Source organism: Paraprevotella clara YIT 11840 (genome assembly GCF_000233955.1).
GTDB lineage: Bacteria > Bacteroidota > Bacteroidia > Bacteroidales > Bacteroidaceae > Paraprevotella > Paraprevotella clara.
Genome location: NZ_JH376616.1, coordinates 20,663 through 46,811 on the forward strand (window position 1 = coordinate 20,663; position 26,149 = coordinate 46,811).

Annotated in this window: 10 protein-coding genes; 4 read left to right on the plus strand and 6 right to left on the minus strand. The window is 48.0% G+C overall.

The genetic code is table 11. The features are described 5' to 3' along the window. Nucleotides 1-11: 11 nt before the first annotated feature. Nucleotides 12-2,582 carry a DUF5686 and carboxypeptidase-like regulatory domain-containing protein gene (locus HMPREF9441_RS11795; RefSeq protein WP_008621455.1) on the minus strand — a complete coding sequence of 857 codons (2,571 nt, stop codon included), beginning with the start codon at nt 2,580-2,582 and terminating at the stop codon, nt 12-14. A 160-nt stretch (nt 2,583-2,742) separates the two neighbouring features. Between HMPREF9441_RS11795 and HMPREF9441_RS11800 the strand changes: the two genes are divergently transcribed. Both HMPREF9441_RS11800 and HMPREF9441_RS11805 read left to right on the plus strand, forming a co-directional pair. Continuing rightward, nucleotides 2,743-4,722, plus strand: coding sequence for an OPT family oligopeptide transporter (locus HMPREF9441_RS11800; protein WP_008621456.1), 1,980 nt, complete (start codon nt 2,743-2,745; stop codon nt 4,720-4,722). A 129-nt stretch (nt 4,723-4,851) separates the two neighbouring features. Further along, a complete protein-coding gene (locus tag HMPREF9441_RS11805; protein WP_008621457.1) occupies nt 4,852-5,397 on the plus strand; it encodes a 30S ribosomal protein S16 in 546 nt (181 codons plus the stop codon). Between the two features lie 333 nt (nt 5,398-5,730). On the opposite strand, the gene HMPREF9441_RS11810 is transcribed toward HMPREF9441_RS11805, so the two are convergent. Together HMPREF9441_RS11810 and HMPREF9441_RS11815 are read right to left on the minus strand one after the other, a co-directional pair. After that, a complete protein-coding gene (locus HMPREF9441_RS11810) occupies nt 5,731-9,354 on the minus strand; it encodes a family 43 glycosylhydrolase (protein WP_008621460.1) in 3,624 nt (1,207 codons plus the stop codon). A gap of 179 nt (nt 9,355-9,533) precedes the next feature. Further along, complete coding sequence (locus HMPREF9441_RS11815; protein ID WP_009390626.1) at nt 9,534-13,577, minus strand: two-component regulator propeller domain-containing protein; 4,044 nt, start codon at nt 13,575-13,577, stop codon at nt 9,534-9,536. Nucleotides 13,578-13,846: 269 nt separating this feature from the next. Here HMPREF9441_RS11815 and HMPREF9441_RS11820 point away from each other — a divergent pair, with 269 nt between their 5' ends. Then, entirely contained in the window at nt 13,847-17,365 is a 3,519-nt protein-coding gene (locus tag HMPREF9441_RS11820) for a hypothetical protein (RefSeq protein WP_244949752.1), read from the plus strand. Nucleotides 17,366-17,507: 142 nt separating this feature from the next. After that, on the plus strand, nt 17,508-18,986 hold the full coding sequence (locus HMPREF9441_RS11825) for an MFS transporter (protein ID WP_008621464.1): 1,479 nt from the start codon (nt 17,508-17,510) through the stop codon (nt 18,984-18,986). Nucleotides 18,987-19,433: 447 nt separating this feature from the next. On the opposite strand, the gene HMPREF9441_RS11830 is transcribed toward HMPREF9441_RS11825, so the two are convergent. Genes HMPREF9441_RS11830 through HMPREF9441_RS11840 form a run of 3 tightly spaced genes read right to left on the minus strand, consistent with a single transcriptional unit; the run spans nt 19,434 to nt 26,130 of the window. Further along, nucleotides 19,434-21,200, minus strand: coding sequence for a RagB/SusD family nutrient uptake outer membrane protein (locus HMPREF9441_RS11830; RefSeq protein ID WP_021980182.1), 1,767 nt, complete (start codon nt 21,198-21,200; stop codon nt 19,434-19,436). Nucleotides 21,201-21,219: 19 nt separating this feature from the next. Beyond that, nucleotides 21,220-24,474 carry a SusC/RagA family TonB-linked outer membrane protein gene (locus HMPREF9441_RS11835; RefSeq protein WP_008621467.1) on the minus strand — a complete coding sequence of 1,085 codons (3,255 nt, stop codon included), beginning with the start codon at nt 24,472-24,474 and terminating at the stop codon, nt 21,220-21,222. Nucleotides 24,475-24,483: 9 nt separating this feature from the next. After that, nucleotides 24,484-26,130 (minus strand): fasciclin domain-containing protein, encoded by a 1,647-nt coding sequence (locus HMPREF9441_RS11840; RefSeq protein WP_008621468.1) that lies wholly within the window; start codon nt 26,128-26,130, stop codon nt 24,484-24,486. Between the last annotated feature and the right edge of the window lie 19 nt (nt 26,131-26,149).

The window sequence follows — 26,149 nt, forward strand, 5'->3', positions numbered from 1 at the left end:
TCAAATCCTCCTTAAAAGTCAAACTGCAATACGAATCTCACGCCGTTCTTCTTGGCATTGGGTGCGTTCAGATAATTCAACCGGCGTACGTAGTCCACACGAAGTATCTTGAAGATATTGTGAATACCCACATTCAATTCCATATAGGGAGTGTCCCCCATTACGAAACTGGTCGGTTGTCCGTTCCGTGACGGGAACTCGAACAAATCGCTTTGATTCCCTTGTTTAAATGGGTTGTTCTTGTCCGTCAACGTGCCGTAAAGCGTCTTGAAACCTATCACCTCACGCCATTTCAGATGTTTGAGTAAGGGTATCCGGTTGAACAGCTTGCCGCTCAAATCCCATTGCACGTCCAACGAGACGAAACGGTCGTTCATGAATTCCATGTTGTTAATCATATTGAACATGCTGCGCTGTATGATATATGAATTATTCGCCGCAGGCGTAATCAACAACGGAAACGGTACCCTGTTCCATTGCGCTCCCGCATGACCGTAAATATCAATGCGCCCGTATGAGTTCAACCAGAAACGCTTTGTCACGGACAGTTCCGTGTAGTTGGAAGCATAGTCCCCTCCCAAAACATCTTTGAAGCCGGTCGTGTGCATTAACGTGTAAATAGGATAATTGTGGTTGACCGGATGACGTCTTTGTTTCGTGACTACCACCTTTTCGCCCGGCGCGTAACGCAAACTCAGTGTCGCCTCGCTTTGCGTCAGTTCCGGCACCATTTGTCCGCCCACCGTACGATAGAACAGCGTGCCTGTCGGGTTTTGAGTGATATGGCGCAATTGTGCCGTAATTCCGAAATGGTTGTCGAATTCATACACATAACGTATGTTGTATTGGCGGAAATAAGACATCTGGTCGATGGTCTGCGTCTTGAGCGACGTGAACACATTGTCTTTGTCCGTAGGCAACATGGCATCTGAGGGAGCCATTACGTCATAACGGGTAGAAATCGCTATCGAGTTTCGCGGAAACTCTTCCGGCGAATATTGTTTCTTCAAAAACGAATACTCCACTTCTCCTTCGTATTTCCATTTCTTGTCCCGTACTCCGTATGCCGCATATCCTTTCAGGAAGAGATGAGGGCTCAGGTTGGCCGTGGTCTGCGCACTGGCCCGGAAACGTACCTTATCTATAAAATTGGACGAAACAACCGTGTTGACCGGCCCGAAATCCACATAATTCTTTTTTCCCGGAGGAGAAGTCTCCACGTAGTTTTCCACGAAGGCCCGAACAATCCAAATCACCCATCCGAAGCCTTTCTTACGGGTCATATCCCGTACCATGGTGGACATGTTGGCTTCCGAACGGGTCAGGGTGTCCGTCCGGTGCTGTGTCCAAAAGTCTTCGTCTTTGATGACCGGTGTACCTTCCCTTGGCTGTTCGCGTTGGTCGAATCTCTCGCCGGGTATGGGAGAAAAGTCGAATCCGGTATAAGTCGTGGTACGCTTAATCAGCATATTATGGTATTTCTTCAATGCGCCCAGTTCTGCTATCATATTGTCTTTCACCAATACCCGCTGACCGTTGGGGAGTGTAGAAAAATCCTGTTCTATCACCAGATTGCTGATAAAGTTCACACTCGAACGGAGCGGCAGGTTGACCAGACAACGCTTCACCTGATAAGTCCCATCGTCCAAGACCCACAACCGTCCCGAGAACCCGAAATCCTGCGGATTCTGAGGAATGAAGCTCAATTCGATGCACTTGTCTCCTTCCACGTCCAGAGTATCCATGATGTAATACTGATAAAAAGAAATGGCGTTGGTAGAAGACAAGGGACTGGTGAAGTAACGTTCCAAAAGATTGATCGAATTATCGTAAATGTTCACGTCGGCGAAGAAACGCTGGAGGACTACGTTCACGATGTCCCCCGTGGCTAACAGTTCATTCAAGCCTTCCGAGTTCGTTCCCCGGATGAAATTCCGTTCCGCCTCCGGTTGTTTCCTGTATATATGTTCCGACGAAGTCTCATTATAGGTCAGGGGGAGGATGTTGGTTTGGGTCTGCGGACAGAATTCCACCTGTTTGACCAACAACGGATATTTACGTAAAAAACTGCTGTCGATAAAGTGTTGCGTGATATTGTTGAAGCCGAAAGTGATACGCTGATACTTGTCATAACGGTAATAGTCGTTCTGTCTCAAGTCGCTTTTCTCTTTGGCCGCAATCACTTTCCGCATCAATTCCACCGCAGGATTGTCTTTGCGGCTATATCGTCTCTTTTTCGGTTTTACCAGTAACTCAGACAATTCCTTGTCCAAATTCTGAAGCTTGACATTCAATGTCTTTTTCTCTCCGGCCTTTATATATACCTTATACGTCTGGTAGCCGACATAAGAAAACACAAGGGTGTCTCCTTTATCCGGTGTTTGCAAAGTGTATCTGCCTTTGTCATTGGTTGTGGTTCCCACAGTCTTTTGTTTCCCGTAGTATACGTTGACCGACGGAATAGGTTCTCCCGTGTCGGCATCCGTCACCCGTCCCCGAATCTGTGCTTTCAGGGTATGCGGGACAAAGCACATCAAGACTAAAAACAATAATATGTATCTATGATAAAGCTTCAGCAGCATGCGATTTCTTTTAAATTGAACTGCAAAATTAGTGAATAGCGAGGGATTCACATTATAAATTAAACTATTTAAAGAAATTCTACAAAAGAAGAAAGTACATTCTGCCGTGAAATATATATCTTTGTCTCAATTTATAAAAATTCATAAAAACAACGATTGAATGGAAAACGCAAAGCAACAGACAGGAGTGCCGGAAAACGCCTTCCGGGAACTCAAAAAAGGCGAGCAGTATGAACCTCTGATGTCACCGGAGCGCACGTATAAGGAAGTGACCGTGTGGTCGGTATTGTGGGGCGTGCTCATGGCCGTAGTCTTTTCGGCCGCATCAGCCTATTTAGGACTGAAAGTAGGACAAGTGTTCGAGGCGGCCATTCCTATCACGATTATCGCGATAGGCGTGACGGGAGCCACCCACCGGAAAGGGGCATTGGGCGAGAACGTCATCATCCAGAGCATCGGGGCATGTTCCGGTATGATTGTGGCCGGAGCCATATTCACCTTGCCCGCCCTCTATATCCTGCAAGACAAATATCCGGAAATGACGGTGAACTTCATAGAAGTGTTCATCGCCTCCGTGTTGGGAGGAGTCTTGGGCATTCTTTTCCTCATCCCTTTCCGCAAGTATTTCGTGAAAGACATGCACGGCAAATATCCTTTTCCCGAAGCCACGGCCTCCACGCAAGTATTGGTTTCCGGAGAGAAAGGCGGTAATCAGGCTTTACCGCTCCTCGTGGCCGGGGTCGTGGGCGGCATTTATGATTTCATCATCGCTACCGTAGGTTGGTGGAACGAGAGCGTCACGTCCCGTTGTTTGGAATGGGGACAAGTTTTGGCGGACAAGACCAAACTCGTCTTTAAAATCAATACGGGGGCGGCCGTGCTGGGTATGGGATACATCGTGGGCTTGAAATATGCGCTCATCATTTGTTGCGGTTCCGTGGCCGTATGGTGGGTTATCGTCCCGGCCATTTCATGGTTGTTCCCCGACCTCGTCGTGAGTGCCGGAAGTTCTTCCGTTACAGCCTCCCAAGCCAGTGCCGAACAAATCTTCCAATATGCCAAAAGCATCGGTATCGGCGGTATCGCCATGGCCGGTATCATCGGCATTTTCAAAAGCCGCAAAATCATCATGGGGGCTGTGGGTCTGGCTGCACAAGAAATGAAAGGCAAGGGGAAGAGCGATACGGCCGTTCCCCGGACACAAAAGGACCTGCCGATGAAAATCATAGCTGTCGGCTCTCTCCTGACCTTGGCAGCCATCCTGTTGTTTTTCTATTTCGGGGTCATGGAAGGCAACCTGCTCTTCACGCTCACCGGAGTGCTTCTCGTAGCCGTTATCGCTTTTCTCTTCACTACAGTTGCGGCCAACGCCATTGCGATTGTCGGCAGCAACCCCGTATCCGGAATGACGCTGATGACCCTCATCCTGGCTTCCGTCATCATGGTGGCCGTCGGCCTGAAAGGTCCGGCTGGCATGGTGGCCGCACTGATTATGGGCGGAGTAGTCTGCACCGCCCTCTCCACGGCCGGAAGTTTCATCACCGACTTGAAAATCGGCTACTGGCTGGGCAGCACGCCCAAGAAACAAGAAACGTTCAAGTTTCTGGGTACCCTTGTATCAGCCGCCACCGTGGCCGGAGTCATCATGATATTGAATGACACTTACGGATTCACAAGCGGACAACTTGCCGCACCTCAAGCCAACGCCATGGCCGCCGTCATCGAACCGCTGATGAGCGGTGCGGGTGCCCCCTGGTTGCTTTACGGTATCGGCGCGGCCCTTGCCATCCTTCTCACCCTTTTCAACGTTTCGGCCCTTGCCTTCGCTTTAGGCATGTTCATTCCGCTCGAACTGAACTTGCCCTTGTTGGTCGGCGGGCTTATCAACTGGTATGTCACCACACGGAGCAGCAAAGAGCAAGTCAACAAGGAACGAGGCGAGAAAGGTACGCTCATTGCTTCCGGATTCATTGCCGGAGGAGCCTTGATGGGCGTAGTCAGTGCAGCCCTGCGTTTCGGAGGAATCTCGTTCGACTATTCCACCTGGTGGGCCAGTCCGGCCAGCGAATGGCTCTCCCTGCTGATGTATGTTCTCCTTATTATATATATGATAAAGGCGAGCATGCGCATCAAGAAATGACGGAGAAGAGAAAAAACGCCTAAAAAACAAGGGGTAACCTTTGGCAAGTCGGAGAAAAAGTGTAACTTTGCGCCGCCGTTACGAGTTAACGGCATATTTCAAACCTATATTAAAAACAAAACATTAATTATGGCAACAAAAATTAGATTGCAGCGTAACGGACGTAAGGGCTACGCCTTCTACAGCATCGTTATTGCAGACGTAAGAGCACCACGTGATGGTAAGTTTACAGAAAAGATTGGTACATACAACCCGAACACCAATCCCGCCACTGTAGATTTGAAATTCGATCGCGCTCTTTATTGGGTGGAAGTAGGTGCACAGCCTACCGACACGGTTCGCAACATCTTGTCCAAGGAAGGTGTCTACATGATGAAGCACCTCCGTGGCGGTGTGAAGAAGGGTGCTTTTGATGAAGCTGCCGCACAAGCAAAATTCGAAGCTTGGAAGAACGACAAGCAGAAAGGCTTAGAAGCATTCGAAGCCAAGAAAGCCGCCGAGAAGAAGGCTGCCGCTGAAGCACGTCTGCAAGCTGAGAAGAAAGTCAATGAAGAGATCGCTAAGAAAGTAGCAGAGAAGAAAGCTGCCGAGGCTGCTGCAAAAGCAGAGGCTGAAGCGGAAGTTCCTGCTGATGCTCCCGCAGAGGAAACTACAGAAACTCCTGCCGAAGCATAAACAACTTCTATTAAATACTTCTTTCAAACAAACAACGGGTAAGGCGTACCGCAAGGTGCGCCTTATTCTTTTGCCGCCCCTAAGCCTTTCCCCTTTTGCTTCCCCCCTGCCCTAATTCAATGGATTACCACGCCGTCTCCAAACAGAAAATCATTCTCAGCCAAACGATTTTTCGTTCTCAGCCAAACGATTTTCAATTCTCCGCATAAAAATCCAAAACTCATTATCAACGATTTACGAAACATCTTTTCTTCCATGGACTATCCTGCATAGACATGAAAGAAGGGCAGCCCCACAAAAGGAGCTGCCCCCGCATATTGCGGCATATACAAGTTACTTCACCAATATCTTCTTGCCGTTCCGGATATATACGCCTTTCGTCATCCGGTCCACACGCATACCTTGCAGGTTATAGATCGGACCGTCTGCTTCCTCGGGGGCGGCATGGATGGAGTTGACGGACACTCCTTCGGGAGAATAATCGTCATTATTGGTCAAGTAGGCATCGGACACATCTATGACTCCGTTGCTTCCTGCATACAAAGCCACAATCATGATATTGGCTGTGTTGACAGGTTCGCCGACGGCATCCCCGCTGGTGTACTCTATTTCCTGAAGAGGTATGACCACCGTCGTGGCATCCCCGATAGGCTGACTATAGCAGTTACCCCAGATGCTGTTCTGCGGATAGATATTGACGGCAGCATTGACCTTCTGTACCTTGTCCAGTTTCAACACCAAATATTTGTAGCCGCTCATGTCTACACCGTTCTCATACACCCACCCCATCTGTCCGTTCACGCCGGGGAAGAAAGCACGGGTAGCTTCCCGATAGGTGCCGTCACCGAAAAGCGTCGTATTGACATATTCCTCTCCCCAAGGGAAGAACGTGGAGGATGCCGTGAAAGATACGGTCAACACATTCCCCATCGGGTCGGTATAAGTGGCTTTTACCGATACGCGCCCGTTCTTCCTTCCAATGACCATGCCGCTTTGGATGTCCAAGGCCTCAGGGTCGGAGATTTCATACTTGGCTTTGGCCGCCACGTTTTCCGTATGTCCGTCCTTGAACGTTGCCGTCAGTTCCAAAGCCTTGCTCAGGCCGATCATCACTTCCATTTCCGCTGATTCCACGGCGAGCCCTTCCGCAGTCAGCATTTCTTCATTATAGCCCTCGAAGTTGGGGTCGAAGTATGTGTCTTCATCAAACTGCTCTTCTGTCGTAAACCAATCCACGTCTACGAAACCGCCCAATGCCTGTGTGGCATAATTGAAAATGCCGAAGCGGGCGCCCACGAATACGGAAAGGTTGAAACTATGCGTAGTCTCATTCCCCAACTGCACATACTCCTTATTGTCCGTGCTGTAGAAGAACTTCGTTTTTCCCGTGCCGCAATCAAACTGTGCACGCAGATAAACCACGGTGTCGATGTCTACGGAGGTTTCCGTGACGGAAGCCGGAACAAAACCGTCCACCGTCTTCAATGTGTCCTGCACCCAGATGAGTTGTTTTTTGCCGTCTTTCATGTGGACTGCTATATAGGCGTACGGGTCTTGCTGTATGGTCAGACCGGCCATATCTCCTTCTTTCATGTTCTTCAGGTGCAGCGCCACCGTGCCGGTGGAAGGCCGCGATGTGTCCAACCCGTAGGGGCTTTTCGTATTGTGGAAAGCAAAAATACGTTGCGTCAGGGTATTGCGAGCCTGCATCAGGTCGTCGGTCACCGATGCAGTGTACAGACGCAGGAACCCAGGCCGCTCGAACAGGCTCCACTTGCCGTTGTCGGGATTGTGGTTCCATTCCCATTGCATACCTAAGGGATATTGGCGGAAATTATCATTGGTCGGGAGTATTTTCTCCGGATAGGTGGTTCCTACATCCGGTTTGGTATAAACCAACTGTGGCACTCCGTTCTTGGCCAAGGTCGGCCAACCGTCGGCCCATTCTACAGGATGCAAGCTCGGCAAACGGCCTATGGCGCCTTTATCCTCCATCAGCATGGTCCACCATTCACCGGTCAGCGTTTCAACCAATGCCCCTTGATGAACCGTGTTGGGCGAACCGTTAATTATCTTCTCTATCAGAACTTTCTCTTCGTACGGCCCGGTTATACTCTTGGAACGGAATATCGTCTGACCGGAAGGCCAACCGCCGTAAGTGGCGTAAATATAGTAATAGTCTCCTATTTTATAGAGGTGGCAACCTTCCAATCCTTCTTTGTCCCTCAAGACGGTGGTAGACGTCCTGAAGTTGAAGTTCTTGTCCAGTTCGCAAATGTCGATATTGCCGATTCCGCAGGCTACATATACCTTGTCGTCCTCGAAAATCATGCCGGGGTCGTAATAAATTCGGTCCAACTTTTGCATCTGCCACTTCCCTTCCGGATCGGCAGTAGACAACACGAATCCTCCGGCATCGTTCCCGTTGACGAGCAGATAGAGTTTGCCTTCGTGGGCAGTCAGAGCAGCGGCCCACATGCCTTGGGCATAAGAGTTCTTACCACCGATAAGACTGTATTTGTCCGAAGTGGAAAGTTGTTCCAACGGCTGTGCACAATACTCCCAGTTGACCAAATCATGTGATTTCAGAATCGTAGCCCCGGGAAAGAGATGCATGGTGGTCGATACCATATAATAGGTATCGCCCAGGCGTGCCACATCCGGGTCCGGAAAATCCGAAGCCAATACGGGATTGATGAACTTCTTGCCATCCGTCGTCTGGTTGGTAGACACGTTCGTGAAATCCGGTCGTGCAAAATCCACTTTGGCGTAATCGGCATACCAATCGAAAGTAGCCTTCCCGCAAGCTTCGGGATTACTGTCGAAAGCCGGGGTCACCGTACCGTCTGCCAGATATTTGTCGATGTCGATGTAACACGCCGTGCCGGACAGGGTCATACTGATGTTGCCATAATGATCGAGCATCGTCTTATAGGCATTTCCCCATTTGGAAGTAGACCCTGTTGCCCATGTTCCCCAGTTGGCCGGGACCCAGTTTCCGTGTTCGTCATAGTGCCCTTCCCCTTCTTTCTCCGGACTCCAGTCGACTTCGGTGATGATGACGGGATTCGTTTCTACGACCGGCACCGCCTTTCCGAATTCTTGGATGAACGTTTCCCCGTCAGCGTTTTCGTCATTGTTATTGTACCATCCTACATAAGCATGCACGGCATAACCTATGTTATAGCCTTCGATGGGATTGTTCTTGTAGCACACGTAATTGCTCTGCCATCCTGTTCCGGGTACCCAAATAATACCGTCGAAACCATTGGCTCGTATCTTGTCCACAATAGGCTGGAAGAAGTCATACGGCGCGCGCACGCTTTCCAGACTATCGGCATCGTAAATGTTCACCGGTTCGTTGGCCAACTCTATGGATACCTGCCCGCTATGTTTCTTGATATTAGTGTTGCTTGACACGATGTCCCACACTTTCAACAAATAATCCTGATAGTAGCCGTTCACCTTGATACCACCGGGACATACACCGGGAGGACGTACGACCACATAAAGCCCATGGTCCAAAGCCTTTTCTATGATTTTCCAATAGAGTGTGGACAGATACGTACGAAGCCGCTTCTCGCTGAATTGCGAGATATTGGCCTCGCCCGTTTCCTCACCTGTGACAGGAAGATTCGGGTCATTCGTCCAACAAGGATCCAAATGAAGTCGGAACACATTGCAATAGGCCCCTTGCGTGGAGTCCGTAATAGCCGTGAAGAGCTTATCGAAATACTCGATGCAGTCTTTTTTGGTGGCATCGTTGGCTACATTTCCCCAACGGTAATTATTAAAATAAGGACTCGGCGTATCCATCACGCCGTGCAACACCACTTTATTGCCATGGGTGTCTGTCAAGTACTCCCCGTCCACATGAATGGACGGAGGAATCTCTGCACTCACCGAAACCGTTGCCAACAGCAGTCCGGAAAGCATAAAGTTTTTCATTTTTCGCATAACCAATCTAATTTAAGGATTATCATTTCTAAATCACATTCCTTTCTCAATTCACACATAATACAAAAAATCTACTGTGCTCTTTTGCAAAGATGAAAAATATCGGTGACACCGCCATACGGCTGTGTTACCGATATTTTACGCCATGTCTCAAAATATATAAAAAAAGAACTATTTTCTCATTTCTTGGCCAAATGTTCCTTCATATAAACCATAGGAGACATTCCATACAAAGCTTTGAACTTAATGGAGAAAGATGCGGCATTCTCAAACCCACAGGCATACATCACTTCGGTAATATTACGATGCCCCGAAGCCAATAGATCGGCGGCCTTCTTAAGGCGTATGTTACGCACAAGGTCGCGTGGTCCTTGATTGGTCAATTCTTTCATTTTACGGTGCAAGTGTGCTCGGCTGATACCCACCTCCCGCGCAATAAGTTCCACACTTAGATAAGGATTGTTGATATTCCCATTGATAATCTGCAATACACGTTCCAATAGCTTGTCATCGGCTGATTGGGATACGACAACATCTATGTTCTCTTCAGGCATTTCTTTACCCCCTACTTTGTTACGAAGAATATCATACGAAGCTATCAGGTTCCGTATAGTATATTCCAATACTTTGATATTAAACGGTTTTTCAATATAAGAATCAGCACCCGTACTCAATCCTTCTATTTTGTCTTTTTCATGGGATTTGGCCGTAAGCAATACCACTGGTATAAAATTCACATTAATGTTGGTTTTTATTTTGGCACAAAGCGTATAGCCATCCATTTCCGGCATCATCACATCGCTCAAGACTAAACTCGGAGGAGTCCGTAAAACTTCGCTCAACGCTTCCTTCCCATTGCGACAAGGCACGACGTAATAATGTTTTCGCAACTCCTCCGATAGATAACTTCGTATTTCATCGTCATCTTCCGCGATAACAATACGTTTGCGATGCTTGGTTTTGTTCTCATCCTTATTCCCTTCGGTTACGGCAGAATCTTCTTCTATTTTCAAAATTGATTCTTCCGCTTTTTCTTCTATGGGTGTTTGCAAAAGTTCTTCCGGTTTAAGATGAGCGTTGCCAAGGGGTAATACGACCTTAAACGTGCATCCCTTACCGTCTGTATTGTTGTAAACCGAAATTTCACCGTGGTGTAAGGTGACAAGTTGCTTCGTAAGGTTCAAGCCGATTCCGCTTCCGGCCACATTATAATTAGTTATATTGTCCGCCTGATAGAAGCGTTGGAAAATTTTCTCCATCTTGTCGGGCTCTATCGTCAATCCATCGTCCCAAACTTCCATCGAAACGTCGTGTTCACCCTGTTTCAAACGTATACCGATGTTACCTTTAGAAGGAGTAAATTTGAAAGCATTGGACAAAAGATTCATGATCACTTTATCAAAGTTCTTTTTATCCAACCATATCTCTATGTAGTCTGTATCGTATTCAAAATGAAAGTGGATTTCTTTTTCACGCGCCTTACTGTCGAAGAGTTCATATACGTCTCGTACAAAATCTACAAGGTTCACAGGCTGCATCTTCATCATCATCTGTCCTTTATCTATTTTACGCAAATCCAGAATCTGGTTGACAAGAGCCAAAATACGTTCCGCATTGCGGCTCATCATACGGTAAGACCTTTGCCTTATTTCATCGAAGTCTGTATTAATAAGATGTTGCAAAGGTCCTACAATCAGCGTCATAGGCGTACGAATCTCATGACTGAGGTTCATGAAGAATTGCAACTTCATTTCGTTCAATTGTTCCGCATGTATATGTTCCTGCAAACGTAATCTGGCCTCTTCCCGCAAACGACGACTATGAACGAATCGCATGATAAGAAACATCATTATTAAAAAGTAAACGATAAACGCCGGTAGGCTGGCGTACCACGGAGAGCGGACTATCACGGTAAAGGCTTTGACATCGGACTCCAGACCATTAACGATTGCCTTTACTCGGATTTTATAAGTTCCTGACGGCAAATGGTTTAAAGTCAGCATGCCTGATGAACCCGCCATAGCCACGTAGGGTTCGTGGTCTATGGAATACAGATATTTCACACCGTCCGGCATGTCATACGACATCGTTGAAAGACGTATGGAAAAAGTATTATCCTCATGGCACACCTCAAACAGGTTGGATTCCATTACGGGGCGATTCGTCACCTTGAAGAATCCCGATTTTGTATCCGTTGTTACCTCCTTATCTCCTATGCGCATTTCTACCAGTTGCAGACAAGGACGTTTACCGGCGTAGCGTACTGTTTCGGGCGAGAAGAGTGTAAGTCCGCTGTTTCCACCGAAAACCATCAGACTGTCCCATCCACAGGATGCCCGTTCGCTAAACTCATTTCCTTGCAATCCGTTGCTTGCATAATAGTTGGTGAAATGACTCCGCTTCAAATCCAACATGGACAAACCGTGAAAGGTACTTATCCATATATTATTTTGGCCGTCGAACCGCATGGAAGCTATATAGTTGTCAGGCAAGCCATCGTCGGTAGTGTAATGCCGCAGTGTACGTCCGTGCCTGTCCAACACGAATATTCCGTCATGTGTGCCCACCCATAGCAGGCCTTCCTTGTCTTCGACCACCGTATGCACCGGTTGCTCCATCAATACGCAGTTGCATCCGAATGCAGAAACAAAGTCATCATGATTCAAATCCAAGCAAGCCAATCCGCTACTCATGCAAATATAGAGCCGTCTCCCGTCTTCAGATAAGCACAAATCATTTACCCACATATTTGTCAATGAGTTGCCTTTCGGTTCAGAAGCCTCTGGTTTTACTTTGTATTCCTTCAGTTCATGTGTTTTCAAATTATATTTCTTCAGTCCGTCACCTAAAGTTGCAATCCACAAATTATTTTCCTTATCAGCCAATAAACGAAACACATGTACTGCCATTCCCTTACTGGTAAACGGAAGACGGTTAAATTGTCCCGTCTTCTCGTCTAACCATCCGGCTCCCTCCCAATAAGAACCCAACCACAACTTACCATCTTTATCTTCCGCTATACAGGTTATCGTAGCAGGCAAACTTCCGACATCGGAAGCATAATGACGGACTGTATATGATTTAATGTCTAAAGCATAAAGGCCATCGTTATCCGTACCTACCCATAACGTACAATCCTTTCCAGCATAAACAGACATCACACAGGCTGAGCCTATGATATCATATCGCCCGGACTTATAGCCCACATAGCTGAAACCGCTATCTTGATGAGGTTGTATGAAAACCCCTTTCTGAAATAGCCCTAACCAAATATTGCCATCTCGGTCTTCCAATATACTGCTTATCTTAGCGTGTTTCAAATCCACTTGTGCATGAAAGTAGTCGCAAGGAGATGGTGAACGTTCTCCGAACCGATAATTCATGGTTCCTTCCCCATCCGTACCCAGCATAACCTGTCCGTCCGACAATGGACAGAGAACGGAGACATTCAGATGAGCAGTCCCCTCTATCGGCAAGAAAATGTTACGTGAACCGTCGAAAACAAATAGTCCTTCTGAGGCCGATCCCATGAAAAGATGTCCTTCACGGTCAAAAGCCAAGCAACAACGTCCCAAGACAGACGCCTTCTCACAAAGATAACGGCTGACTTTTCCATCTTTCCGGCGGTATATACCGTAATTTGTCACAGCTAACCAAACAGCACCATCAGGCGCTTCCACCATATCCTCCACATTATTGTCTCCCTCAAACATCAAGGTATAATGCGCTTCATCCTTCCCCGACGGAATCACATACATGCCGAACCCTGAAGTACTTACCCATACGTCGCCATTGCGCACTTGCAACATGGACATGACATGGCATGCTTTTAAGGTATCTTCTTTATTTATAAAAGGTATAGTCCGAAACCGTCCGGTGTTTTCATCATATACCTGTAGCCCTTTGTCCATACCAACCAGCAAACGCCCGGCTGCGTCCTCCAACGCACAGGTTACGTGTTCGGAAAGCATCGAACCCGATTTCTGTGTTTTATGAAAGGTTTGGAATTGGAAACCATCGTAACGGTCAAAACCGTTACGGGTAGCAATCCAAATAAATCCCCTCTTATCCTGATACACTTGGTTTACCAAACTACTCGACAATTGTGCATCAGAAGTAAACAAACGCCCCTCCTGTCCCTTCATCTCTGAAGCGACAACTATGTAACATAATAGAATAAAATAGAAGGCAAACGAAACGTGCCATGTTTTTCCTGTTCGCATGTGTTCATGATATTTAAAATCGACACGAATTTATATAAAACTTTCTAAAACACTATTCTTCTTATTGGAAATGCAATTGTCTTTTGTATTATATATAGTATCAAAAACAACTTCCCTCTATCACACAGCAAACCTTGTGACATCAAATAAAATTCATGCGACATAAATTGAAGGCTTTTGCATTCAAAACTTATACTTTTGCCCTGTCCGGATTGAGAATCAATCACGGCATAGTTTTTATTGTTTCACATATTAAATTATTCAACGACATGAAAAACAAGCATTACTTTACGTTGCTGTTTGCCACGCTGCTTAGCCCGATAGGTACGGCAGCTACGTCATGGACTCCGCCGACCGTAACCGGCCAGGAGCTGAAAACAGGGGAAACACAGTATGCCTACAATGTCAAGGCTAACGGATTCCTTAACGCCAACTCAACCCAAACAACCGTTGTCACGGATGAAGGGCTGCCCTTATTCATTACCTCTAGTACAAACAATACCTATTTATTGGGTACAACGGCAGATGAGGGACTTACCTACACTTACATTTATTATGAAGACAATCAAACTTCAAAAGCGGGTGGGGAGGCAGGTCGGACACACCTGAACTGGACTATCGAGGCACAAAGCGACGGCACTTATTACATCCGCCCCGACAAAGCGGACGAAAACTACGGTGAAGATTATTTCCCCGATATGTGGATGGGATGGAAAAACGACGGGACTGATGTCATTTATCCCTTAATCGACGCGTATGAAGACACATACGGAATAAAATGGAAATTCGTCAGCGAAACGGAATACCAACACTTCTTCAACCTAAAGGCTCTCAGCGATGCCATGACCAAAGCACAAGACTACGGTTTTGACATCACGTCAGCCCTAAATGTATATAACAACACTGCCAGTACCAACGAAGAATTGGAGGCTGCTACCACAGACCTGAAAACCAAAATCCGTGAATATGAAATCGAACATGCCACTTACGACAAGCCCGTGGACTTGTCCGACTTGCTTGAGAACTACAAATTCGAGGAGAACTTCGTAGCCAGCAGTAGCGACATTCCGGGTTGGACGCAAGAGCCGGCAAATTCATTCACCTATAGTGGCGACAATTTGAACAATACCACCACCAACTTAGGGCGTTGGGCCTTTGACGACACCGGTTTCGCGGATGCCAAGATTTACCAGAGCTTGACAGACGTACCGAACGGAAAATATGAATTGAAAGTGGATTACATCTGTATAGACCAGAATCCGTCTAATCCGGAATCCGATGGAAAAGATCCCGAGGATTATTCCGTGACCGGCAACACCTTGTATGCCATCACTTCACTGGGTACCAGTTCTGTAAACCTGTCTTCAGGCAGCCGTTGGGGATCAGCATCGACATCCATTACATTCTTCGTTACAGACGGGAAATTGGAAACCGGAGTAGAAATGCTGAACTCTACCGCCAACTGGTTCGTGTTGGGCAACCTTAAACTTTCTTATTACGGTAAAGATGCCATCAAGGACGAACTACAGGTCATTGTAGATAAGGCCAAAGCCGTGAACAACGGCATGAACCAGACCTATCGGGACCGTTTGGACAAAGTAATAGCCGAAGCTGAGAATTATATCGCTAACGGTGGAAACGTGGCAGACATGACCAGCAAGGCCGAAGAATTAAACGAAGCTATCCTGGCGGCTGAAGAAAACGGTAAGGCATACGGTACATTACAACGTACCTACGAAGTAGCTGACAGTATATTGAACACACTGGAAGGTGAAGTGAATGATGACATCATGGCCTTGAGCGACTACATGGCCGAAATCGACATCGAAACCATACTGATTGAATATCCTTATACCACTGAAGAGTTGGGAGAAATTATCTCCAAAATGGACCTGCTGACCCAATCAGCGCAACATTCACTCATTACTGAAGGAACAGACGTGACAAACTTCATCACCAACCCCTCGTTTGCGGAAAGCGTGAACGGATGGATTGTTGATGAATTCGATGCAGAGAAGTTTGGCCTCAACAACGATTTACTCACAATCGGCGGCGGGCAGACGGGTGAAATCTACCAAACCTTATTGGGTATGCCGAACGGCGTATACGAACTGAGCGTGCAGGCATTCCAACGTGCGGACTGGGACTTCGAGAAAATGGACTCCTTATGGTCTATCGGCAAAGGAGACAGTTTGATTAGTACTGTGTCTTCATACATTTTCCTGAATGACGGCGAACAAAAGATAAAACACTCGTTCCAAGACGCTTTCACGGGTGATGAATTTACAGAGTCCTGGGATATCCGGCATGGGACGAAATCAGGCGTCATGATGCCGAACACGGAAAGCGGCGCCCGGCAATACTTTGACAAGGGCTATTTCAAGAACACCGTACAAGCTTTTGTCATCAACGGCAAACTTACGTTCGGCATACGCAATTACGGAGACCAATTCGAAAGGTGGGGATGCTATGATAACTTTACGCTGACCTACGTAGGCAAGGATTTGGAAAAAGTCATCGCCTTGCTTGATCAATGGTTGGAAAAGGCAGCACCTTACCTAGATGAGAAAATGAACGGAGCCATCAAAAAACAAATGACAGAGGCATATAACCGTGGCACGGAACTTGTAAACAACCCCGAGGCCGACTTCGATGAATGCATTGAAGTGATTGCCACCCTGACCGAAGCACTTGGCAACGTGGATGAAAGCATCGAGTCGTTCAAATTCCTTGCACACGCCAATGAAGTGGCCGCCAAAGACTTGGCATACGAAGGCGTGGCCGCTACGGAATCAGGGCAACAGCTCCAAGCCCTCTATGACACAAACAATGCCGGATACCAGAATGAATCCGACGAACTGACCGTGGAGAAAATCGACGAAATAGCCGCCCAATACCTCGAACTGGCCCGTAACGCCAAAATAGAGAAAGGCATCAAGGCCAACGACGACCTCACTCATATTCTCGTCAACCCGAGCTTTGAAGACCAATATGGCCTGGGCGAAGGCGTGAATGCCGTATACAACGCACCTTTCGGATGGACTTTCATGATAGACAGCATCGTCTGCACAAAAGCTGAGGACATGAACGCTGCCGGATTGAACAATTTTACAAGCCCTGACAAGAATGTGGATTGTACGGACGGAGAATATGGATTCTGCCTCCAGTCCGGTGACTTCCCCGACGTATATATGTACCAGACCGTAGAAGGCCTGCCGGCCGGTTACTACAAAGTAACAGTAGACATGGTAGTACCTAACGACAACGATGACTACCGCCTGGCCGGACAGCGTCTGTTTGTGAACAACGCGGCCATGTATTACGGTTGGGAAGATGAATACGACCTCGACCAACTTGAGAAAGGCCATCCCTACGAAGTGGAACGCACGTTCGGCGGATATGATGAAGTAGATTGCAAGAACAATGGCGACATGGGTGACAAAGGACCGCTCAACACCCTTGAAGTTGTAGTACACCTCGCTGCCAACGAACCTTTGAAATTGGGCGTACGCACCGACGGACACTGGGAATACACCTACAAGAGGACGGCTGCTCCCGAAGGTTGGAACAACTGCGGTTGGTGTAAGTTCGACAACGTGCGCCTGACCTGCGTGTCACTCGACAATGGAGAGTCTATCGACGAAACCCTTGCCACAGGCAAAGTGAAGTCCCAAGAAATCTACAGCGTGGACGGCATCAAGTTACCGCGTCTGCAGAAAGGCGTAAACATCCTGCGCCAGACAATGGAAGACGGTACGACTGTGACAAAGAAAATCATCGTGAAATAATCCCATGATGAATTCTTATAGATGACAAGGGGGACAGAATATCAGTTCTGTCCCTCTTTTTCGTTTGTTTGCATCATCCATCCTATTTTTGCGAGATAATGAAAACAACATGCGACATAAAGGAACGCCAGAACACTACTTTATGGCTAACTTCGCAAACGAATCAAAACCTTCTTATTATTATCACATGAACCCTAAAATATCCATGCGCGAAAAGGTAGGCTACTCGCTCGGCGACGTGGCTGCCAATCTGGTATTCCAGATGATGATGATATTCCAGTTGAAATTCTACACCGACATCTTCGGGCTCGACGGAGCCGTGGCCGGTTCCGTATTGCTCATCGCCCGGGTGGCCGATGCTTTTATCGACCCGTTGGCCGGTATCCTATCCGACCGTACGCAGACCCGTTGGGGGAAATACAGGCCCTGGGTGCTCTGGACAGCCCTCCCCTTCTGCGTGTTCTACGTACTGGCATTCTACAATCCCGGCATCGAGGACAAGACGATGGTGGCTGTTTACGCCACGGTATCCTACGTCTTACTGATGACCATGTATTCGTTCAACAATACGCCCTACTCTTCGCTCGGCGGGGTGATGACAGGTGACATCAAGGAACGCACCAGCATCACCTCCATACGTTTTGTCGGTTCCACCATCGCCCAGTTCGTGGTACAAGGGTTGACGTTGCCCCTCGTATCCCGTTTCGGAAACGGTGACGACCGTATGGGGTGGTTCTACACCGTGAGCCTCTATGCCGCCGTGGCGTTCGTCTGCCTCGTAGTGGCCTTCTGGTCGTCGCGCGAACGCATCACTCCTCCGCCCCAGCAAGAGATGAACATACGCCGCGACGTGAGCGACCTGTTGGGCAATGTGCCTTGGCGCGCCATGTTCGTGCTGACCCTCTTCGTGTTCATCACGCTGGCCTTGTGGGGCAGTGCCATGAGCTTCTACTTCCAGAATTACGTCGACCCGTACGCCCTGAGCGCGTTCCTGTGCCGCTTAGGCTTCGACACGGATGCCAGTCAGGCCTATTCCGTAGGATTCTCCCTGTTCAACACCGTCGGGGCTATCACCCAATTCTTTGGTGTCATTCTGTTGAGTAACTTTTTGGCCAACCGCTACGGAAAGCGTTCTACGTTTATCGCATGTCTCTCATTGACGGCTTTCTTCACGGCTTTGTTCTACCTGCCAAGCGTCAGCGACATCCAAACCATCTTCCTGCTCGGAATCCTCAAAAGTTTGGCCTACGCTCCCACCGTGCCCTTGTTGTGGACCATGATTGGCGACGTAGCCGACCATATAGAGTATGTCAACGAACGCCGGGCCACCGGTTTCTGCTTTTCCGGTGTCGTATTTGCCCTGAAAACCGGGCTGGGCCTCGGCGGAGCTTTCGCAGGCCTGTTGCTTTCGGCTTTCGGATATGTGTCCGGCGCGTCTGTTGTACAGTCTGACATGGCCGTAGAGGGCATCCGTCTCGTGTCGAGCGTAGTACCTGCCATTTTGTTTGCCGCCGGTGTGACCGCCCTCTTCTATTATCCTATTACAAAAGAATTCAATGAAAAAATGCAAAACGAACTGAGCATTCGCAGGACTCACCAAAACGGTGACCCACACCGCTAATACTCTTTGTGAATCCATTACGGTTATATCCCCTCAGCAAGCCACCCTCCGGTGTAAGGACGGAACAGGCAATCCACTGGAACTAAGTTTCTGGTGGATTTTTCATATCAAAAACATGTACATCAGAAGAAAGCCATTCCGAGGCATGAAGAACCAAAGTCTTTCATCACAAGAATGTAGATAATAAATTACATATCAATGATTTATAAACAAATAGAAAACACTGTTTTTTTCTCCGCAGATTGAAAAATCACTTGCAGCCGATTGAAAAATCAATCTCTTGAGATTGATTTTCCGTTCTCCTGAGATTGGGAACACGATCTTTGGAAGGGACGATTCAAGCGTTCTCTTCGAGAAGAAAGTTCAAGACAAAAAAGGTTAGAGGAAAAAGCAAGGCGGAAAAGGAGCACCGTCCTTTCCCGCCTCACGCGTTATTCTTTAACAATCTTAATATCCGATTTGTCCCCTCCAGTTCAAATACCATGAATGTATGTCTGTCAGTTGCGTTTTGATGAGCGAACGCATCTCCCCCTTCCGGTCTTCTCCCCGGCGGGCATAAATCTTTTCTGCCAGATAAGCGGGATCATTACGCCGCAGAGCCACACGCATCAGGTCGTAGAAACGCTGCCCCTCGAAGGCCAACTCCAAAGCCCCCTCGTCCATCAGCATGTCTTCTACCTTCTCTATCTGATATTGTAGCGTGTCTGCCACTCCTTCGGGCACCACGGGGAAAGCATAGTGCTCGTTGAACTCCGTCCAGCCGGAACCGCGCGAGTGCAAGCCTATGGTATTGATGTCTGTAGCTTTGGTATCCAGACATCTCACGACATAACGGTTTTCGGGGAAACTGAAACTCTGCACAAATACGCTGTCTGCCAGTGTGGGACAATAAGGAAGGATACGGGCACGCACGATGGAATCGTTTACGCCATCGGCCAAAATCTCATAAGCAAAACGGGGATAACCGGCGCGGTTCAGGGCTTCGGCCATCCGCAGGTAAGCCATAGCACGACGATAAGTGCGCACATTGGCTGATGAATACTTATAAATGGTCTGGGAGGGGCGCCAAGCATTATCGTAGTTCACCGAACTTTCCTGCACGATACTCGACAACCGCAAGTCGCCACGACCTTCCGGAAGATCCTCCGGCGCGTACGTCACTTCACTGGCCGTGGAGTAGTTGCAATATACTTGTGATTCCGACAAGTCGGTCAAAGCCACAGACGGTGACAGTTCAGGCCGATAGGCATTTTCATTAGTGGAATTGAAGATATTCCGCAATTGGCTATAATTCAAGTCCGCCATCCCAGTGGGACAGGGAATCAGCGAAATCAGTTCTGCATCTGTGGCATATCCCTCCGATGTAAGCATGCTACTATAGCTATCGCTCCAACTTTTATAATCTTTCTCATCCCGGTTCCAAGCCGAACAATTCGTGCTTAGGGCGTAAGCGGACTGTTCACCATTACGTGTGGATATGTAACGGTAATACCATTGTGCCGCTTCACGGTAACGTCCGGCCCACAGGCATAAGTCTCCCAACATGATTTTGGTCGGGACATAAACCAGACGGCTGTCTACGCTTAAACCGTTGAATAAAGGAATATTCTCATCGGCTACCGGGACAAGGTCGGCAATCAACCGCTCACAAATATCCTTCACTTCCAATTTCGGATAGTCGCGTTCCAAATCGCCCGACAGCAAAATAGGTTCGGTAACGAAAGGTACTTTGCCGTAAGCCAACACCAACTGCAAGTACGTCCATGCACGGAAAGTCTTGGCTGCGGCATATTCACGCATGAAGACTTTTTCGTTCCGGTTGTTTTTCAACGCCGTGTCGGCACGAGCGATGTAATAGTTACAGTTGTTGATGACGGCGTAATAGTCGCGAGGTTGGTTGTACACATTGGCACTGTCGTCCAATTCGAACAAGGCGATATTGCGAAGGTCGGCCGAAGTGTATTCGTTGACATCCACCAAATCGCCACGAACTTCACCCAGCAAGACCGAACGGTCGGCAATGGCCTGCATCTTCTGCAAGATTCCCATCATGGAATATACCGTATCCGTGGGATTATTCAGATGGTCGCCGTCGGCAAAGATGATATGGTCGGACTCCTGCTCAAAGAAATCCTGGCATCCCGTAAGGGAGACGGACGATACGGCTGCAGCCACCACGCCCCAACCCATTAATCTGCATATATTTGTTTTCATCGTCATGATACTTTTAAGATTAAAGATTGATTTTAATTCCTACCATGAAGTTGCGGCTTTGCGGCAAGCTTCCGGCATCAATACCCTGTCCCAGGACGGCAGACAACGCCGCACCCTCGGGGTCGGAACCCAAATAACGGGTTAAAGTAACCACGTTATTGGCCTGTACCCAGAACTGCAATCCCTGCAAAAACGTGGAAGAGACAGGCAGGTCATAACTCAACGTCACAGTTTTCAGCCGCAAATAGCTTCCGTCTTCAATCCAGCGGTCGCTGAAACGGCTGTTGCCCATCGGATCCTGGAACGAGAGCCGGGGAATGTCGGTCTGCTGCCCTTCCATCTGCCAGCGACGGGCAAGTGCCGCGGTCTGGTTCATGAAACGGCTTCCCGATTCAAGTTGCTGACGCGTATAATTGTAGATGTCGTTGCCCAAAGAATAGTTGAAACGCACGTCCAACCGCAAACGCCGGTATTGTACAGAGGTGAAGATATTACCATAAATATCCGGATTGGGGTCGCCAATCACCATGCGGTCGGCCTCTGTGATAAAATGGTCACCATCCAAGTCTGCAAAGTGCATGTCTCCAGCCTCGAATGCAGTCCGGTCCACCCCGTTGTCATCGTGGATGTACAAACCTGCGGCTTGGGCTTCCGCGCTCGTGGAAAATACACCCTGTGCCTTATAGCCGTAAAACAAATTGGCCGGCCGGCCTATCTCCGTACGCACAGTGGCCCCGAGTATCTCCGTGTCCATATACCGTTGTCCATCGGGTAAAGCGGTGACCTTGTTCTTGTAATGCCCTACGCTGGCACCGACTTGCCATTGCCATGACGGTGACGCCCACACCACTCCCGTGGCTTCCACGTCGAAACCGCGATTCTCCAGCTTTCCGCCGTTGCCCCAAGTCTTATCCAATCCACTCAGGTAAGACATCTCTTGCCACATCAACAAATGGTCGGTGGCACTGCGGAAATAATTGAAACGTACGCCCAAGCGGTTGTTCAGCAAATTGGCATCTACACCGATATTGATCCTACGCGTCCTCTCCCATTGGATTTTCTCATTGCCGATGCCGGCAATCGTCAACCCGGAAGCCAATCCCATATAGTCCGAACTGGCAAAATACGAACGTGTGGCATAGTAAGGCAAATCATCATTTCCACTCACATCCACTCCGGCTGAAAGACGAAGATAGTTGAGAAAGCCCAGCCCTGCCATCCAAGACTCGTTTGTAGCAACCCATGAAGCCTGGAAACCCGGGAAGATTCCCCACTTCACCCCACACATCTTCACGCCTTGGTCCGTGTCGCGTCCGAAACGGGAAGAACTTTCGGCTGCCATCGTAGCCTGCAAATAATAGCGTCCTTTGAAATTATAATCGGCTTGGACATAGTAGGCCAGGGAATTCCATTGATCGTTCGTCCCTCCGGTAGCGGCATCCAGCAAGGAAGAAGAAATAAATGGCGTCTTGTCATTTCCCGTATTGTAACCAACCTGGGTATTTAACTGGTAACTGTCCCATTGCATGCGGAAGCCACCACGTAGGGCAATGGCATGTGCAGCATACCGTTGATCCCACTCCAAACGAGTGTCGCTCATGATAGAATTCTGCTTGGAGAACAACGAGCGTGCCTCATTCTGGCGGAAGGCCCCGAGGCTCGACACATAGTAGTCGGGTACGCCATTCAAGGGGATATAATACTTCTCGTTCGTGTTCGTCAGCACATAGCTGAAATGCTCGCTGAGCGACAGATGATCGTTGAACTTAAACTTGGGTTTGATAGAAAGGCTCAGCATGGAGTTCTCGAAATGGTTTTTGTTCTGCGCCTCGCCATATTCTAAAATGGCCAACGGATTACCTAACTTCCAGTTATAATTGCTATATCCGGCCAATGCCTCGTCCAAATATGTCTCGTCTGTCACATCCAAATGGTTTTCGTAGATTTTTCCTCCGGAAAAAGTATAAGGACTCAGCATCGGTGCCTTGGCATACGCCAAGAAAGACGGAGACGTGGGCGTTCCTTCTTCATAACTCGAGGGTGCCGCATCGTCACGCAAATTGCGGGTAATATTGGTAAACGCCGCATCAAAACGTACGTCCAGCTTGCTACCTAACGCTATATCGGAATTAAACCTGATGTTCAGACGGTCCATATCATTTTGTTCCAATGTGGATTGAGCTCCCGTATATCCCAATGACAGGTTGTATTGTGCCACTTCATCTCCACCTTCCACATTGATACCGTAATTCTGCATGAAAGCCTCCCGGTAGACCTTTTCTTTCCAATCTGTGTTTTTGTTGTATTTCTCCGCATAATAGTTTGAAGGAGAATCGTCCAAAAAATTAAAGTCGCGAATGGTCGTATTGGTAGTCTTGAGCATTTCGCTGGCATAAGTCCGGTATTGGGAAGCGTTCATCATGTCATAATAACGTGGCTCCAACGTAACGCCGGCCGACAAAGAGGCCGTGATACGTGTGGCCATGCTTTTACTGCGCCGGGTATCTATAAGAATAACTCCGTTGGCACCTTTGGCCCCGTAAAGGGCTGTCCCGTTACGCAACACCGTCACCCGGTCGATGTCTGCCGGATTGATATTAGTCAGGATGTTGTTGTAGAACCCATCGTGAAGCATCTCCCTACCATATTGTTGATCCAAAGGCACTCCGTCTATCACGATAAGCGGCTGCGCATTGGCATTAATGGAATTCAGGCCACTCATCATCATTACACCTCCGATACCGGGTGTACCGTTACGCATCACGGTGTGTACGCTTGCTCCCAGTTCACGCTGTACGTCTTCCTCTACCGACAGAGACGGAGAATAGTTGAATCCGTCGGCTACACGCGTATTCAGGATATCGGTTTTCTTACCGTACAACGGTGCCACGGTCTGAGGATATAAAAAGATGAGCGACTGCTCTTCCGTAGAGCGCAAACCCACTTCCACCAGATGGTCGTCCGGAGAAGAAACATCGATGGAAGAAGCAAAAACGGGGAGGTCCAGTTTAAAAGTCCCGTCTTCTTCCGTCAACGTACTGTAACCGCTGATGCCATGTGTACTGACCATGGCTCCTCCTTTGGGCTTCTTGTCCGTCCCGCTCAACACCTTCCCACGTATGGTACGTGTCTTCACGTTCTTCCATACACGGCTGACATTTTCTTTCTTCACACTATCTCCAACCTCGACAGTATCTTTTTCCTGTGCTTTCGAAACCACGCAACACAACATCATGGCCGAAATGCAATATACTTTATATTTCATGTCTATCATGGTCTTATATTATTCGTTAGAATCATTGTTGTCATTTTCATGCGGCTTGAATATGATACAATCCAAACGCAGGATACGCGTGTATTTGGAAGTCGAACGGTCGCTTTCCACCGTGAGGCGGACTTGAGGTTCGCTCAATCCATAACTACATGTAGGTATTTTGTAATCGCTGGCTACGAGAATAGTATCTACGACGTTAGGAACTGTCTCATACGAATAGGTGCCGCTAATCGGATTCTTCATTTTAATATCATTCACTTGCTTGCCATCCTGGTCGTTGTATTTCAACGAAAACTTGACTTTCAGCGGAAGCGTGTCCGTAGCCAGCGTGTCAGCCGCTATCGCGGGAGCAAAAACGGCATAAATATCATACCCTATGTTGGATAAGACACTGGGAATCGTGTATCGTATCAACGGGGTCACAGCAGTATTACGCGGTTCCACCTGCACAAAAGCATTACCCGACACCTGCCCGTACAACGGATTGCCTGCCGGAACGGCACAAGTGATAACCGGTTCCTTACATTTGGCCACACTGTCCCTATAGTAAGCATTCTCCGCTTCAATCTTTATTTCCTGAAAGAATGTCGTACGTTTGTCTATCACCCAATCATCCGCTATAAACACCTTTCCATTGCTGCACGTGACATTACGGGCCTCAGCAAAGACTCCTCCTTGATCGAAGGGACGCAAGCACTTATAGTACCTGTAATTGGACTCGTTATAATTGGTCGATATGACAGAATCGTTCAGCGAGGGCTGGATGTTCATATTGAATATCGTACCTTGTATAATAGCCTTATGCGTCATCACATTTTCCATGGAGTCGCGCTTTGCCGTCGTATTGTCGTAGTTGAAATAAGCTTTATATTCCTCATAAAGACTCCTCCACTGCCGGTCTGTAGGTACTACCATCCAATAGGCACTGTCTTCACGGTTGATATATCCCAACTCGTCGAACATGACATTCTTCAGGTTCATCACGGAATCCAGGTAAACAGTCTTCCCATCCACAATCTCCCCCGGAACACTACGGGAGGGATCGAATTCGTACACGTTATACCGACTAAAGAAAGACGCGATACTGTCCAGATCGGCATCTGTGCTGAAGTATTCGGACACGTTCGCAAAATATGGAAGCCGACCATCCACGGTAAACAACACACCGTTGCGATAAAGTTCGTTGGAGGTCAGACACTTCACTCCATTCACCGCCCCGTCTGCCAAATAGCTGTATTTGCCGTTCAACATCATCATCTGCACCGAATCTCCGGACGGAATTGCAGTATAATTATACATCGCCATGTGGTTTTGCAAAACTTGTTTGACAACGGTATTGTCATTATTCTTTACCCGATTGTTCTTTTGGGTGTTGTAGACTTCCGTCAAGCTGTCCACTGCATCTGCCGTGAGATAGTCGTTGGTGGGGGCGAAGAGGGTAAACATTCGGTCTCCTTCGAAATAGTATTCATATCCCACATTTTCCACTAAACGTACAAAGTTGGACAGTTCAGGTCGTTCTTTCAACGCCTGCCACAAGGACTCGTCACTGGCCATAGGGTTGCCCTGCCCGTAATGTTCATCCCATTCATCACTGCACGATGTCACGAGCGGTAGCAATACCGCCCAAACACATTTTATAATTGCCTTTTTCATACTTCGCTATTTTATTCAT

Excerpts from the sequence above, each read along its gene's own strand:
- HMPREF9441_RS11795 (WP_008621455.1), bottom strand. The coding sequence starts at position 2,582 with ATGCTGCTGAAGCTTTATCATAGATACATATTATTGTTTTTAGTCTTG.
- HMPREF9441_RS11800 (WP_008621456.1), top strand. The coding sequence starts at position 2,743 with ATGGAAAACGCAAAGCAACAGACAGGAGTGCCGGAAAACGCCTTCCGG.
- HMPREF9441_RS11805 (WP_008621457.1), top strand. The coding sequence starts at position 4,852 with ATGGCAACAAAAATTAGATTGCAGCGTAACGGACGTAAGGGCTACGCC.
- HMPREF9441_RS11810 (WP_008621460.1), bottom strand. The coding sequence starts at position 9,354 with ATGCGAAAAATGAAAAACTTTATGCTTTCCGGACTGCTGTTGGCAACG.
- HMPREF9441_RS11815 (WP_009390626.1), bottom strand. The coding sequence starts at position 13,577 with ATGCGAACAGGAAAAACATGGCACGTTTCGTTTGCCTTCTATTTTATT.
- HMPREF9441_RS11820 (WP_244949752.1), top strand. The coding sequence starts at position 13,847 with ATGAAAAACAAGCATTACTTTACGTTGCTGTTTGCCACGCTGCTTAGC.
- HMPREF9441_RS11825 (WP_008621464.1), top strand. The coding sequence starts at position 17,508 with ATGGCTAACTTCGCAAACGAATCAAAACCTTCTTATTATTATCACATG.
- HMPREF9441_RS11830 (WP_021980182.1), bottom strand. The coding sequence starts at position 21,200 with ATGAAAACAAATATATGCAGATTAATGGGTTGGGGCGTGGTGGCTGCA.
- HMPREF9441_RS11835 (WP_008621467.1), bottom strand. The coding sequence starts at position 24,474 with ATGATAGACATGAAATATAAAGTATATTGCATTTCGGCCATGATGTTG.
- HMPREF9441_RS11840 (WP_008621468.1), bottom strand. The coding sequence starts at position 26,130 with ATGAAAAAGGCAATTATAAAATGTGTTTGGGCGGTATTGCTACCGCTC.